This window comes from Microbacterium trichothecenolyticum, assembly GCF_041938625.1.
Lineage (GTDB): Bacteria > Actinomycetota > Actinomycetes > Actinomycetales > Microbacteriaceae > Microbacterium > Microbacterium trichothecenolyticum_D.
The window spans coordinates 3,421,429-3,434,345 of sequence record NZ_CP169427.1 but is presented as its reverse complement, the minus strand read 5'-3'; the positions used below and the strand labels follow the sequence as shown (position 1 = coordinate 3,434,345).

Below are 12,917 nucleotides of genomic sequence, written 5' to 3'. Positions count from 1 at the left end.
ACGCGCAGACCGCTACTGTGTGTCGCACCGCACCGCGCGAAGGGGGCTGAGGCGCAATGTGGAGCATCCCGATCATCGACGGTCCGGTGCCGTGGATCGTGTACGGCGTCGCGATCGCGTTCTTCCTGGTGCTGCTCATCCGCCGGCCGACGACGCGGTGGGTGCTCACCGCGCTGCTGGCCCTCCTCGGGGGAGCGCTTCTCGGGCTGGGTATCGGGCTCCTCATCGATGCGACCGACGCGTTCGGCAGCGACCCGCTGCCCACGCCCGTGCTCTGGTGGGCGGCGGGGACGTTCGCCGCAATCGGCGTCGCGGTGGCGAACCTGTGGAGTTCGCCGCTGTGGCGCAAGATCGCGGCGGTCGTCGGCATCGTGGTCTTCGTGATCGCGGGCACGATCGGCATCAACGCGGTCTACGGACTCAACCCGACCCTGGGAAGCCTGTTCGGCGTCGCAGACGACAACCCGATCGTCGTGCCGACCAACACCGCGACCACCGATCCCCACGCGGGTCCGCTGTACGAGACGTTCACGCCGCCCGCCGACATGCCCGCCAAGGGGCAGCAGGGCACCCAGGTGATCCCGGCGACCGCGTCGGGGTTCGACGCCCGGCCCGCCGGGATCTATCTGCCGCCGGCGGCGCTGGTCGCGGACGCACCGGCGCTGCCGCTGGTCATCATGATGATGGGCTTTCCCGGTAACCTCGACCCGAGCTACATCGGCGGGGTGCTCGACGACTTCGCGGCGAAGAACAAGGGCCTCGCGCCGATCGTCATCGTCGCCGACCAGATCGGCCCGAGCGGCAACGACCCCGCCTGCGCCGACTCGAAGGCCTACGGGAACGCCGAGACCTACATCACCGAGGACGTGGTCGCGTGGGCGAAGCAGAACCTCCACATCATCGAGGACCCGGGGTACTGGGTCATCGCCGGCTACTCCAACGGCGGCGGCTGCGCCGTGAAGTACCTCGCGAGCTACCCCGATCAGTGGAAGAACCTCATCGACATCTCGGGGGAGCCGTTCCCCGGCTCGGAGGACCCCGACAGCGTCACCACGACGATCTACGGCGGCGACACCGAAGCGTTCGAGGCCGCGAAGCCGATCGACATCATGAAAGCGGCCCCCTCCGGGACCTACGACGGCATGACCGCGGTGTTCACCGCGGGCTCGCAGGACCCGACCTACATCCAGGCCGCCAAGGACGTGTCCTCCGAGGCGCAGGCCGTGGGCATGACGATCACGTACTACGAAGTCCCCGGCGCCGGTCATGTCGGCGACGCGCTGACCGGTGGACTGCAGGAGGGGTTCACCGTGATGTACCCGGTTCTGGGCCTGTCGGCGAAATGACATCGGGGATGACGGATGCTGCGGCCCGCAGCATCCGCCATCCGACATGTCAGTGCGCGGCAGCCGCGGCCGCCTTCTCGATGCGGGAGCGCGTGACGCGCTTGCGGAAGACCCAGTACGTCCAGCCCTGGTAGGCGAGCACCAGCGGCAGGAAGACGAGGGCCGCCCACGACATGATCGTCAGTGTGTAGTCGGTGCTCGACGCGTTCTCGATCGTCAGCGAACCGGCGGGGTCGCCCGTCGAAGGCAAGACGAACGGGAACAGTGCGAACCACACGGCGAGTACCGCGGTGACGATCGTGAACGCGCCGAACCCGAAGGCCCAGCCCTCGCGGCCACGGGCGTTCGAGATCCACGAGGCGATGAGGAGCACCGCCGCCACGGCCGACAGGATCGCCGTGACCATCGCGAAGTCGCGACTCTCGGAGAACGCCATGACGACGGTCCACGCGAGGAACGCCGCGGCGACGACGATGGTGAGCAGCCCTGCGCGGCCGGCGAGCCGGCGCGCGTCGGCGGCGACCTGCCCGTCGGTCTTCAGCGCGACGAAGTACACGCCGTGCGTGAAGAACAACAGCAGGGTCGTGAGCCCGCCGAGCAGGCCGTACGGGTTGAGGAGGGTCAGCAGCGAGCCGGTGAACTCGTGGTCCGCATCCAGCGGCACCCCCTGCACGATGTTGGCGACGGCGACGCCCCACAGGAGGGCGGGGACGGCGGACCCGACCACGATCATCGTGTCGAAGCCCTTCTTCCATCGCTGCGAATCGCGCTGGTGGCGGTACTCGAACGAGACGCCGCGGAGGATCAGCGCGAGCAGGATCAGCAGGAGCGCGAGGTAGAAGCCGCTGAAGAGCGTCGCGTACCACTCCGGGAACGCGGCGAAGAGGCAGGCGCCCGCGACGATGACCCAGGTCTCATTGAGGTCCCACACGGGGCCGATGGTGTTGATGACCTGGCGGCGGCTGATGTCGTTCTTGCCGAGGAACGGCAGCGACATGCCGACGCCGAAGTCGAAGCCGTCGAGCACGAAGTAGCCGACGAAGAGGAAGCCGACGATCCAGAACCAGAGGTACGCGAGATCCATGATGTGCTCCTGCAGCCCTTAGTAGACCGTCGTCGGGGTGTCTTCGACCGCCTGGGTGCGCGCGTCCGGCGCTCCCGGCTCGGGAAGGGGTTCCGGGCCCCTCTTGGTCGTCTTCAGGATGAGGCCGAACTCGACCACTGCGAGCGCCGCGTAGATCAGCGTGAAGGCGGTGAGAGAGATGAGCACCGTCCACCCGGGCACCGAGGGCGAGACGCCGTCTTCGGTCAGCATGAGGCTGAAGACGATCCACGGCTGGCGGCCCATCTCGGTGAAGATCCAGCCGACGAGGATCGCGAGGAGGGATGCCGGCCACGCCCAGATCGCGAGCTTCCAGGCCCACGCGGGAACCTCGCGCTTGGCCTTCTTGCGTGTGAGCCAGAGGCCGACGACCCCGACGAGGGCCGCGACGCTGCCGAGGCCGATCATCCAGCGGAACGACCAGTAGGTCACCCACAGGATCGGCGCGAAGTTGCCGTCGACCTGGTCGGCGAACTGCGGGAACATCTCCGTCGTGTAGAGGGTGTTGAGGTCGTTGATGCCCTCGACGCAGCCGTCGAACGAGTGCGTCGACAAGAGCGACAGCAGGTACGGAACGCGGATCGAGAACAGCTCGCTCGTGCCGTCGGGCGTGCCGAGCGTGAAGATCGAGAACGACGCGTCCGCGCCGCACACGGTGTCGAACGTCGCCTCGGCGGCCGCCATCTTCATGGGCTGCGTCGCCACCATCACGAGGCTGAGCTGATCGCCCGAGATCGCGACGCCCGCGAAGGCGGCGATGAGGCCCCACAGGCCGAACTTCAGCGACGACCGCATCATCTCGACGTTCTGCTTGCGCAGCAGGTGCCAGGCCGAGATCGAGACGATCACGCCCGCGGTCATCATGAACGCCGCGAAGAGGGTGTGGGGGAGTGCCGCGAGCGCCACGGGGTTCGTCAGTACCGCGAAGAAGTCGGTCATCTCGGCGCGGGAGCCGTCCTCGGCCATCTTGAAGCCGACCGGGTTCTGCATGAACGCGTTGGCGGCGAGGATGAAGTACGCCGAGAACCATGCGCCGATCGTCGCGATCCAGATGCTCGCGAGGTGCAGTGCCTTGGGCAGCTTGTCCCAGCCGAAGATCCAGAGGCCGATGAACGTCGCCTCGAAGAAGAAGGCCATGAGGCCCTCGAAGGCGAGCGGGGCGCCGAAGACGTCGCCGACGAACCGCGAGTAGGACGACCAGTTCATGCCGAACTGGAACTCCTGCACGATGCCCGTGACGACGCCCATCGCGAAGTTGATCAGGAAGATCTTCCCGAAGAACCGCGTCAGATGAAGCCACTTCACGTTGCCGGTGCGGAACCACGCGGTCTGGAAGATCGCGACCGTCAGCGCCATGCCGAGCGTGAGAGGGACGAAGAGGAAGTGGTACAGCGTCGTGAGGCCGAACTGCCAGCGCGCCAGCAGCAGAGGGTCCAGCAGATCCACGATGCGATTCTCCGATCGTTCCGGACTGGGTCTGATCACCGTAGCATGTGGTCAGACCACACGGGACATAGCCCCAGCGGGTGCCCGATGCACCCAGATTCCCAGGAATCCGGGGCTGAGGCGAGCCCGAACGCCGTGAATAATGCGGTTGCGGCGGCGCCTGCCGTCCGCGGCGCGACTACCCTCGGAAACATGGCGAGCCGTGCACAGCGATCGGAGCCGGGCTCGTGAGCGCGATCCCGGTCACGATCGGGCGACGGATGCTGCATCCCGCGGCATCCGCGGACCGCGGCGCACCCGCGACCGCGGCGCCGGCCGTGTCGATGGGCGCTCCCCTCGTGGACATGCATGGGCGGGTGCATCGGGATCTGCGGGTCTCGTTGACGGATCGGTGTTCGTTGCGGTGCACGTACTGCATGCCGGAGCAGGGCAACGAGTGGTTGGCGAGGACGAGCATCCTGACGGTGGATGAGATCGTGCGGATCGCGCGGGTGGCGGCGGCGGACGGGATCACCACGTTCCGGCTCACCGGTGGGGAGCCGCTGCTGCGCACCGATATCGTCGAGGTGGTGCGCCGGCTGGCGGCGATCACCGGGCCGGACGGGGCGCCGGTGGAGGTCGCGATGACCACGAACGGGATCCGGCTGCCGGAGCTGCTGCCCGCGCTGGTGGATGCCGGGTTGCACCGGTTGAACATCTCGATCGACACGCTGCGTCGTGACCGGTTCCACGTGCTGACCCGCCGGGACCGGCTGGACGATGTGCGGGCGGGGATCGCCGCAGCGCAGGCGTCGGGGTTGCGGCCGCTGAAGCTGAATGCGGTGGCGATGCGGAATGTCAACGAGGACGAGCTGGTGGAGTTGGTGGAGTTCGCGATCGCGCATGACGCGCAGATGCGGTTCATCGAGCAGATGCCGTTGGATGCCGGGCACACCTGGGAGCGGTCGCGGATGGTGACGCAGGAGGAGATCCTGACCGCCCTGTCGGCGCGGTGGACGTTGACGCCCGTGCCCGGTCGGGGTGGGGCGCCCGCGGCGCGGTGGGTGTTGGACGGCGGCCCGCACGCGGTGGGGGTGATCGCGTCGGTGACGGCGCCGTTCTGCGGCGACTGCGACCGGTTGCGGCTGACCGCGGACGGGCAGTTGCGGAACTGCCTGTTCTCGAGCACCGAGTACGACCTGCTGCCGATCCTCCGCACCGGTGGTGACGACGCGCAGATCGATGGGATGCTGCGGTCCTGCGTGCACGGCAAGCTGCCGGGGCATGCGATCAACGATCCCGCCTTCCTGCAGCCCGCGCGCGGCATGAACGCGATCGGCGGCTGAGATGGGCCGCATCACCACCCGCAGCCCCGTCACCCGCATCGTCTTCGATGAGTCGGGCGCGGTCACGCGCCGGAGGCCGGATACCCTCGCGGTGGAGGAGCCGCTGGAGATCCGTGTCGCGGGGGAGCCGCTCACCGTCACGATGCGCACCCCCGGGAACGACATCGAGCTCGCGGCCGGGTTCCTGACCGGCGAGGGCGTGATCCGCTCGGGTCGGGACTTCCGTTCCGCGATCCACTGCGGCGGGCCCGGCACGGGTGCATCCCCCGGGAGTGCGAACGGGAACAACACGTACAACGTCCTCGACGTCACCCTGGCGCCGGATGTCGCGCCCGCGGCCGTGGACATCGCGCGCAACTTCTACACGACGAGTTCGTGCGGTGTCTGCGGCACCGCGTCGATCGAGGCCATCGAGAAGCAGTCGCGTTACGACGTAGGCGCGGATGCGACGGCCGTCGACGCGACCCTGCTCACCGGCCTTCCCGACGTACTGCGGGCGGGGCAGACGGTGTTCGACAAGACGGGCGGCCTCCACGCCGCGGCACTGTTCGACGCCGCGTCGGGCGAGCTCCTCGTGCTGCGCGAAGACGTCGGGCGACACAACGCCGTCGACAAGGTGATCGGCTGGGCCGTGCTCGAAGACCGGCTGCCGCTGACCGGAACCGTGCTGCAGGTGTCGGGCCGCGCGAGCTTCGAGCTCGTGCAGAAGGCGATCATGGCCGGCATCCCGATCCTGTCCGCCGTGTCGGCGCCGTCGTCGCTCGCCGTGGAACTGGCGACGGCATCCGGGCTCACCCTCGTCGGGTTCGTGCGCGGGTCGTCGATGAACGTCTACTCGCGCCCCGAGCGGGTGCGGGTGGCTGCCGCGGTGCGCTGACCCGGGGTTCAGCCGCGAGCGGTCGCGAGCTGCACGACGCACTGCGTCGGGTCGCAGGACGGCGCGATGCCCTCGACACGCAGCGGGCCGCCGGCTTGCGCGAGCACGCTGTCCATGAGCGCGACGTGCACGCTGCACAGCACGCCCCGGTGCTCGGCGGCGGGCACGTGCGGGCACGGAGTCAGATCGACCGTGAGGTCGCGTTCGTCGACCAGGGGATCGAACCCGGCGTCGCCGAGGTCTTCGACGAGCGCGTCGAGCTGATGCAGCGCGTCGGGCCCGAGCTCAGCATCCGTATCCGAGCCGTACACGCGACGCAGCAGATCCCCGCGACGAGCCGCCTCCTCCGCCCGGCGGACGGCGACGGGGCTCGAGGCCTCGTCGGAGCCCGTGGCCGCGGAGTAGAGCACGCGCGGGCGTCCACGCGTGGTGCGGTGCTCGGTCTCGGCGATCACGTATCCGGCGTCGATGAGGCGCTGCACGTGCTCACGCACGGTGTTGGCGTGCAGGCCGGTCGCCTCGACGAGCTCGGAGATCGGCCGCTGCGGGCGCTCCTGCAGGAGGTGCATGATCTCGACGCGGGAATAGCTCGAGATCGCGCTGTACCCGGTCGTCATGGTCCCATTATCGCGGGACGCCACCACGACCGGGTGCGCGCACGATCACCCGTGTCGGATCAGAACAGCTGGCCGAAGATGAGGATCGCGATGAAGAACAGCGCGACGATGCCGACGATGATCGCGAGCGTGCGGCCGGAGAGCTTGGCGACGCCCCAGCCGACCAGCACGGGGATCGCGAACAGGAACAGCGCAACGATCCACCAGAACGCCGAGTAGGCACCGCTCGTCGCCTCCTCCAGGCGCCCGCCGAAGAGCGACTGCGTCGCGGGGTGGGTCGCGAACCGGACCGCGATGGAGATGGGGACTGCCACGAACACGAAGACGATGAGTCCGATGAGCCAGCCCCAGAGGGTGGAGCTTCCGCCACCCGAGAGGACGCCGCCGTGGAGCTCGGGTTCGGCCTTCTGCTGCTGCTTGCCTGATGCCATGGGCATGACTCTAGTGGCGCCCGGTGGCGCAGCATCGCACGATTCGCACCATTTCGCGCCCGCACGTGGCGCTGTCCGCCGGCGGGGACGGGCGGACAGCGTCGGGGCGCCAAGGAGAGCCGCCACTGGGGGAGCGGTCTCCGCGCTCACCATCCACGATCGCCGTCCGTCAGGGGTGGAGCTTCGGGCGCGCGGTCGCGGGGTCTGAGAAGAAAGGTACGCCCGCCCGCGGTCAGTGCAAGGGGTATTGCCTGTGCGTTCGCTGAGTGCTACCTGGTCGCGCCGATCGCCGACGTCGGCGGGCGCTCGTGGTGGGATGGGACGGACATGAGCCAGCCGCTGCTTCCCCCCGATTCCGCCGTCGACATCGCCGCTGCCGTACGGGAGGGGCGGCTGAGCGCACACGCAGTGGTCGAGGAACATCTCGCCCGCATCGGGCGCGTGAATCCCGCTGTCAACGCGCTCACGCTCGTGTTCGCCGACCGTGCGAGGACGGCCGCAGCGGAGGTGGATGCCGCGCTCACCGCCGGTCGCGACCCCGGACCCCTCGCGGGCGTGCCGATTTCCGTGAAGGAGAACATCGACCTCACCTGGTCGGCCACGACGAACGGCTGGCGAGGCCTCGCCGACGCGGTACCGGCCAGAGACGCCACGATCGTTCGCCGCCTGCGCGATGCCGGCGCCGTGCCGGTCGCACGCGGCAACATGCCCGACTTCGGCATGCGGTGGGACACCGACAATGACGTGTTCGGCCGCACCATGAACCCATGGAACCGTGAGCGCAGCGCCGGCGGATCCAGCGGCGGCGACGCGGTCGCCGTGGCGACCGGGATGAGTGCCATCGGTCTCGGCAACGACTTCGGCGGCTCGCTCCGCCTTCCCGCGTACGCCGCGGGCGTCGTCGGCCTCCGCCCGTCGCTCGGCCGCGTGCCGCGCGCGGCGGTGCAGGGGCAGCCGGTCGCGCTCACACTGCAGCAGTTCTCGGTGAACGGCCCCATGGCACGACGGGTCGACGATGTCGCGCTCGCCCTGCGGGTGATGCAGGGATGGGATGCTGACGACCCGGTGTCCGTCGCCGCGCCCGAACTGCGCCCCGACCAGGTGCCGCGGCGCGTCGGCGTCGTGCGCGATCCTGCGGGCCTGGCGGTGGATGCGGAGGTGGCCGGTGGGATCGACCGGGCCGCAGCATCCGTCATCCGTGCCGGGTGGGAGGTCGTCGACGTCGATGCTCCGCTGCTCGAGGAGGCGGCTGTCCTGTGGCGGCGGCTGTCGTGCACCGACATGCTCATCTCGCTCGACCCGGCGGCGCTCGGTCAGCCGCTCGGGCGTTCGGCCACCGCGTTCCTGCGCGACAGCACCGCGGCCGCGCGCCCGTACGAGTCCGCGCGCGACTACGCGGAGGCGTGGGCGCGCCGAGCCGCCATCGTGGCGGAGTGGCGACGGCTGCTGGTCGACGTGCCGGTGATCCTCGGACCGGTGTCGACCTCGCGCATGCGGGAACCGGACTACGACCTCGGCGGGCAGGACGCCGCCGACCGCGCATGGCGCGACCTGTGGCTGACGGTCGTCGTCAACTTCCTCGGGCTGCCGGCGCTCGCACTGCCCACCGGACTCGGGGCCGACGGCCTGCCCACCGGCGTCCAGCTCATCGGGGCGTCCTTCGGCGAAGAGGTGCTGTTCGAGGCGGGCCGGATCGTCGAGGCCGGGGTTCCGGCTCTTCCGCCGATCCCGCCGCTCGGCTGAGGGGACCCCTGGTGCACGCACGCATCGCTGCGCCAGGCTGAGGCACCGTGCGGGCCCGACTGGACACCCCGCCTACGGGAGCGGGGTCTCCGGTGGCGGTGGGAACGACGGCTCCTCGGGGTGCGGTGCCAGCGGCTCTTCGGGCCACGGCGCGGTCGGCTCGTCCGGCGGCTGCGGGATGCTGGGGCCGGGACCGGGGTCAGGGCCGCCCGGCCGGGGCGAGCCCGGCGGCATCTCACCCGGCGGGGTCTGACCCGGCAGCGGTTCGGGGACGGTGGGGTCGGTCATGAGGTCTCCTGCGGACGATCGAGGGGCGCACGGCGCGCCCCTGCACGTGCATCCAGCCTGCGGGGGCACGCGATGACGCTGCGAGGCCCTTGACACGCCGGGCGAAGGGACTAGGGAAGGCTCCGTAGGCTGGAGGCGTGGCATCCGTTCTCAACATCTCGGCGTACCTGTTCACGCGCATCGACGACACCGCCGGGCTGCGCTCGCTGCTGCGCGAGCGCGCGGTCGCCGCGGGGCTGAAGGGCACGATCCTGCTCGCCGAGGAGGGGATCAACCTCTTCCTGGCGGGAGACGCCGGCGCGGTGCGCGGCTTCGTCGAAGAGCTGCGGCGCGATGAGCGCTTCGCCGCACTGACGACCCAGGAGAGCTGGTCGGCGGAGCAGCCGTTCGGCAAGATGCTCGTCAAGGTGAAGCGCGAGATCATCCGCATGGATCACCCCACCGTCCGTCCCGAGGGCAACCGGGCACCCGCGGTGGCGCCCGCGACACTCCGCCGCTGGCTCGACCGCGGTCATGACGACGACGGGCGCGAGGTCGTGCTGCTCGACACCCGCAACGCGTTCGAGGTCGACTACGGCGCGTTCGATGGGGCTCTCGATTGGCGCATCGAGCGATTCACGCAGTTCCCGGATGCTGCGGCCGCCGCAGCGCCCGATCTCGAGGGCAAGACGGTGGTGAGCTATTGCACCGGCGGCATCCGCTGCGAGAAGGCCGCGATCTACCTGCGCGAGGTCGGCGTGGACGCGTACCAGCTCGACGGCGGCATCCTCGGCTACTTCGAGCACGTGGGCGGCGACCACTGGAGCGGCGACTGCTTCGTGTTCGACGAGCGGGAGGCGCTGACCCCGGGCCTCGCACCGCGCGCGGGAGTGCGCGCGTGAGCGCCTCCGCGCCCGCCTCCGGCGCTCGTACCGCCGGTCGCGCGGCGGTGCTGCTCGCGCTCGCGGCTGATGCCGTGCTGGTGATCGCGTTCGCCGCGATCGGCCGCGCGAGCCACGACTCCGACGTCTGGACCGGTCTGTGGCAGACCGCCTGGCCGTTCCTTGCCGGGCTGGGCATCGGCTGGCTCGTGGTGCGAGCGTGGCGCGCGCCTGCGGCGCCGGTGCGCACCGGACTGGGTGTCTGGGCGATCACGGTCGGTGGTGGGATGCTGCTGCGCTGGGCATCGGGTCAGGGCACCGCGATTGCGTTCATCATCGTCGCATCGCTGACACTGCTGGTCGCGCTGGTGGGGTGGCGCGTCATCGTCACCGTCGTGCGACGCGTGCGGCCGCGCTGATTCGGAGAGGCGGCGGCCGCAGCATCCGTGCGGCTGTCAACGGTGCGCGAACGCCTGCAGCGTCGCGTCGGCCGGGAGCGCGCTGAACCACACCTCGAACGGCACGGGCGTGCCGTCGCCGGGAACGCTCTCCACCATGCTGGTGGCGGCCGCGACGATCGCGCCGTCGGCGGAGCGCGCGAGCGCCGTGATGCTCACGTACTGCTGGTCCTCCGCGAACCGGCTGCTCAGCGTGCCCGTCGCCGTTGTCGCCCCGCTGTCGCTCGACGACGGGGAGATGCCGTCCACGGTGAACGACCCGGTCTCGTCGGCAGGAGACAGCGTCGCGTCGGTGGCCCGGGGAAGGTCGACGTCGATGCTCGTGATCTGCGTTTCGCCCACGTCGAAGAAGTACCCGACGACCGCGGTCTGGCCGGCGAGGAGTGTCGCGAACGCAGTCGACGGGGCCACTGTCGACCCGTCTTCGGTCACGGCGCGAACCTCCATGTAGGCGTCGAAGATGTAGTCGGCATTGGGGTTGTCGACGATCACGACGTACCACCACACGTCGTCGTAATCGTGTCCGAACGCGGTCTCCGTCGCCGACGGCTGCAACGGCGGAGCGAACGCGACACCGGGATCGGGCTGCCCGTCCGTGCCCGGGGCGGCGATCCCGGGCACGGAGTATTCGTCGTAGGAGTAGCCGCCCTCGTCGCCCGGCTCGGCGTCGCCGCCGAACGATGACGCGAACGATCCGAAGACCGACGCGATGGTGAGGACGACGGTCAGGATCCCGCCGAGGAGGGACGTGATCAGAGCCCCGACGCCGATGCCCTTCCCGCCCTGGTCGCGGCTGGCCAGCGCCACGATCGAGAGCACGAAGGCCGCGAACAGGAACAGGAATGACAGCCAGCCGGCGCCGAAAGAGCCCGACACCGAGGGGACGAACGCCAGGAGGACGCCGGCGGCAGCGAGGATCAGCGCGATGATGGCGAGCGTCTTGGGCCGCCCGTCGGGTCCACCCGGCGGTCGGAAGCCCGCGCCGGCCTGATTCGCCGACCAGCCGAGTGATCCGGGGTACCCGGGCGTGCCGCCGTAGCGGGGCGTGACGGGAGAGCCCGGCGCCGGCGCGGCCGTGGGGCGCGCCGTACGGCGGGAAGGCGGAGCCAGTGGTGCCCGCTCCGGGGTCGCCGCCGGTCAGCGCGTAACCCTGCGGTGCGGCGTAGTGGACAGGGGCGCCCGTCGGGGGCGTCGGTTCGCCGGTCTCGGGAGCCGCGTAGGCGGGGACGGCGTACTGCGGTGCGCCGAGATCGGGCGTGCTGTAGGGCCGTGCAGCGGGAGCGTCGTCATGCGTCACGGGGTCGGATGCTTCCGCGGCGGCCGGCTCGCTCTGCGCGCCGGGAGTCAGGGGATCGGACATGAGGCTCCTGTTCTCGGTCTCCTCGGTGCCCAACCTAGCGGGCCGGTCAAGGCGGCAGCGCCTCCTCCGCCGCCCGAGCGGGCGGCGGAGGAGGCGCTGTGAGCGGCGGTGCCGGATGGCAGGTCAGCTCAGGTCGTTGGCCGCGAGCCAGTCCTTGGCGATGTCCTCCGACGAGCGCTGATCCACCGTCGATTCGACGTTGAGCGCGACCAGGCCTGCCGGGGTCAGCGCCGCGCTGACCGCGTTGATCACGTCGGCGATCTCGTCCGCGATGTCGGCGTTCACCAGCGGGACGACGTTCGACGCCAGGAAGAGGCCCTCGGGGTCTTCGAGCGTCACCAGCTTGTCGGTCTCGATGCGCGGATCGGCGCTGTAGACGTTCGCGACCTGGATGTTGCCGGCCACCAGCTCGTCGACCGTCGTGTCGGCGGTCGGATTGAAGGTGACCGATACGCCGTAGATCTCTTCAAGGCCGGTCGGCCCGTAGGGGCGGTCTTCGAGCTCCGGCGGGCCGCCGAGGACGAGGCCGTCGATGCCCGCGAGGTCGGCGATCGACGTGAGCCCGTTCTCCTCGGCGAACGTGGCCGTGACGTTGTAGGAGTCCTGATCGGTGGCGGGCGACTGGTCGAGGACCGTCAGCCCGTCGGGCAGCGCATCCCCGAGGGCCGCATAGACGTCCTCCGGTGTGGTTGCGGTCGTGTCGGGCTCGAAGTACTGCAGCAGGTTGCCGGTGTACTCGGGGAACAGGTCGACCGAGCCGTCCTCGAGTGACGGGATGTACGCGTCGCGTTGTCCGATGTTGAAGTTGCGCTCGACGGTGAAGCCGGCGCCCTCGAGCGCCTGCGCGTAGATCTCGGCGATGATCTCGTTCGAGTAGTAGGCCTGCGAGCCGATGACGATGGTCGACGAGTCGGCGGTGTCGCCGCTGTCGGTGCTGTCGCCGGTGAGCGGGTCGCTCGAGGCGCAGCCTGCGAGAGCCAGCGCCGCGACGGCGGTGCCGGCGAGGGCGACGGCGAGCCGGGTTCGTGCTGTGGACATTGTCATACCTCCGATGTGGTGGTGGG

At 70.1% G+C, this 12,917-nt stretch carries 13 protein-coding genes; 6 read left to right on the top strand and 7 right to left on the bottom strand.

Annotated features, from left to right (window positions below; translation table 11 throughout):
- The first annotated feature begins 56 nt into the window (after positions 1 to 56).
- On the top strand, positions 57 to 1,346 hold the full coding sequence (locus ACEYYH_RS15950) for an alpha/beta hydrolase (RefSeq protein ID WP_374975303.1): 1,290 nt from the start codon (positions 57 to 59) through the stop codon (positions 1,344 to 1,346).
- A gap of 49 nt (positions 1,347 to 1,395) precedes the next feature.
- Here ACEYYH_RS15950 and cydB read toward each other — a convergent pair whose 3' ends face one another.
- Both cydB and ACEYYH_RS15940 read right to left on the bottom strand, forming a co-directional pair.
- Positions 1,396 to 2,430 (bottom strand): cytochrome d ubiquinol oxidase subunit II, encoded by a 1,035-nt coding sequence (gene cydB / locus ACEYYH_RS15945; RefSeq protein WP_374975302.1) that lies wholly within the window; start codon positions 2,428 to 2,430, stop codon positions 1,396 to 1,398.
- Positions 2,431 to 2,448: 18 nt separating this feature from the next.
- The gene (locus ACEYYH_RS15940; RefSeq protein ID WP_374975301.1) at positions 2,449 to 3,894 is read right to left on the bottom strand and encodes a cytochrome ubiquinol oxidase subunit I; all 1,446 of its coding nucleotides are present in this window, start codon (positions 3,892 to 3,894) and stop codon (positions 2,449 to 2,451) included.
- Positions 3,895 to 4,154: 260 nt separating this feature from the next.
- Here ACEYYH_RS15940 and moaA point away from each other — a divergent pair, with 260 nt between their 5' ends.
- Both moaA and fdhD read left to right on the top strand, forming a co-directional pair.
- On the top strand, positions 4,155 to 5,219 hold the full coding sequence (gene moaA / locus ACEYYH_RS15935) for a GTP 3',8-cyclase MoaA (RefSeq protein ID WP_374978245.1): 1,065 nt from the start codon (positions 4,155 to 4,157) through the stop codon (positions 5,217 to 5,219).
- Position 5,220: 1 nt separating this feature from the next.
- On the top strand, positions 5,221 to 6,096 hold the full coding sequence (gene fdhD, locus ACEYYH_RS15930) for a formate dehydrogenase accessory sulfurtransferase FdhD (RefSeq protein WP_374975300.1): 876 nt from the start codon (positions 5,221 to 5,223) through the stop codon (positions 6,094 to 6,096).
- An 8-nt stretch (positions 6,097 to 6,104) separates the two neighbouring features.
- Here fdhD and ACEYYH_RS15925 read toward each other — a convergent pair whose 3' ends face one another.
- Positions 6,105 to 6,713, bottom strand: a complete 609-nt coding sequence (locus ACEYYH_RS15925) for an ArsR family transcriptional regulator (RefSeq protein WP_374975299.1) — start codon at positions 6,711 to 6,713, stop codon at positions 6,105 to 6,107.
- Positions 6,714 to 6,772: 59 nt separating this feature from the next.
- Positions 6,773 to 7,144, bottom strand: a complete 372-nt coding sequence (locus tag ACEYYH_RS15920) for a hypothetical protein (RefSeq protein ID WP_374975298.1) — start codon at positions 7,142 to 7,144, stop codon at positions 6,773 to 6,775.
- Positions 7,145 to 7,471: 327 nt separating this feature from the next.
- On the opposite strand from ACEYYH_RS15920, the gene ACEYYH_RS15915 reads away from it, so the two are divergent.
- The gene (locus ACEYYH_RS15915; RefSeq protein ID WP_374975297.1) at positions 7,472 to 8,887 is read left to right on the top strand and encodes an amidase; all 1,416 of its coding nucleotides are present in this window, start codon (positions 7,472 to 7,474) and stop codon (positions 8,885 to 8,887) included.
- Positions 8,888 to 8,959: 72 nt separating this feature from the next.
- Here ACEYYH_RS15915 and ACEYYH_RS15910 read toward each other — a convergent pair whose 3' ends face one another.
- Entirely contained in the window at positions 8,960 to 9,175 is a 216-nt protein-coding gene (locus ACEYYH_RS15910) for a hypothetical protein (RefSeq protein ID WP_374975296.1), read from the bottom strand.
- Between the two features lie 137 nt (positions 9,176 to 9,312).
- On the opposite strand from ACEYYH_RS15910, the gene ACEYYH_RS15905 reads away from it, so the two are divergent.
- Both ACEYYH_RS15905 and ACEYYH_RS15900 read left to right on the top strand, forming a co-directional pair.
- Positions 9,313 to 10,056 (top strand): sulfurtransferase, encoded by a 744-nt coding sequence (locus tag ACEYYH_RS15905; protein WP_374975295.1) that lies wholly within the window; start codon positions 9,313 to 9,315, stop codon positions 10,054 to 10,056.
- Entirely contained in the window at positions 10,053 to 10,454 is a 402-nt protein-coding gene (locus tag ACEYYH_RS15900; protein ID WP_374975294.1) for a DUF3054 domain-containing protein, read from the top strand. The genes ACEYYH_RS15905 and ACEYYH_RS15900 overlap by 4 nt, the downstream gene beginning before the upstream one ends.
- A 36-nt stretch (positions 10,455 to 10,490) precedes the next feature.
- Here ACEYYH_RS15900 and ACEYYH_RS15895 read toward each other — a convergent pair whose 3' ends face one another.
- Both ACEYYH_RS15895 and ACEYYH_RS15890 read right to left on the bottom strand, forming a co-directional pair.
- Positions 10,491 to 11,369, bottom strand: coding sequence for a hypothetical protein (locus ACEYYH_RS15895; protein ID WP_374975293.1), 879 nt, complete (start codon positions 11,367 to 11,369; stop codon positions 10,491 to 10,493).
- 607 nt (positions 11,370 to 11,976) lie between these two features.
- Entirely contained in the window at positions 11,977 to 12,891 is a 915-nt protein-coding gene (locus ACEYYH_RS15890) for a glycine betaine ABC transporter substrate-binding protein (RefSeq protein ID WP_374975292.1), read from the bottom strand.
- Between the last annotated feature and the right edge of the window lie 26 nt (positions 12,892 to 12,917).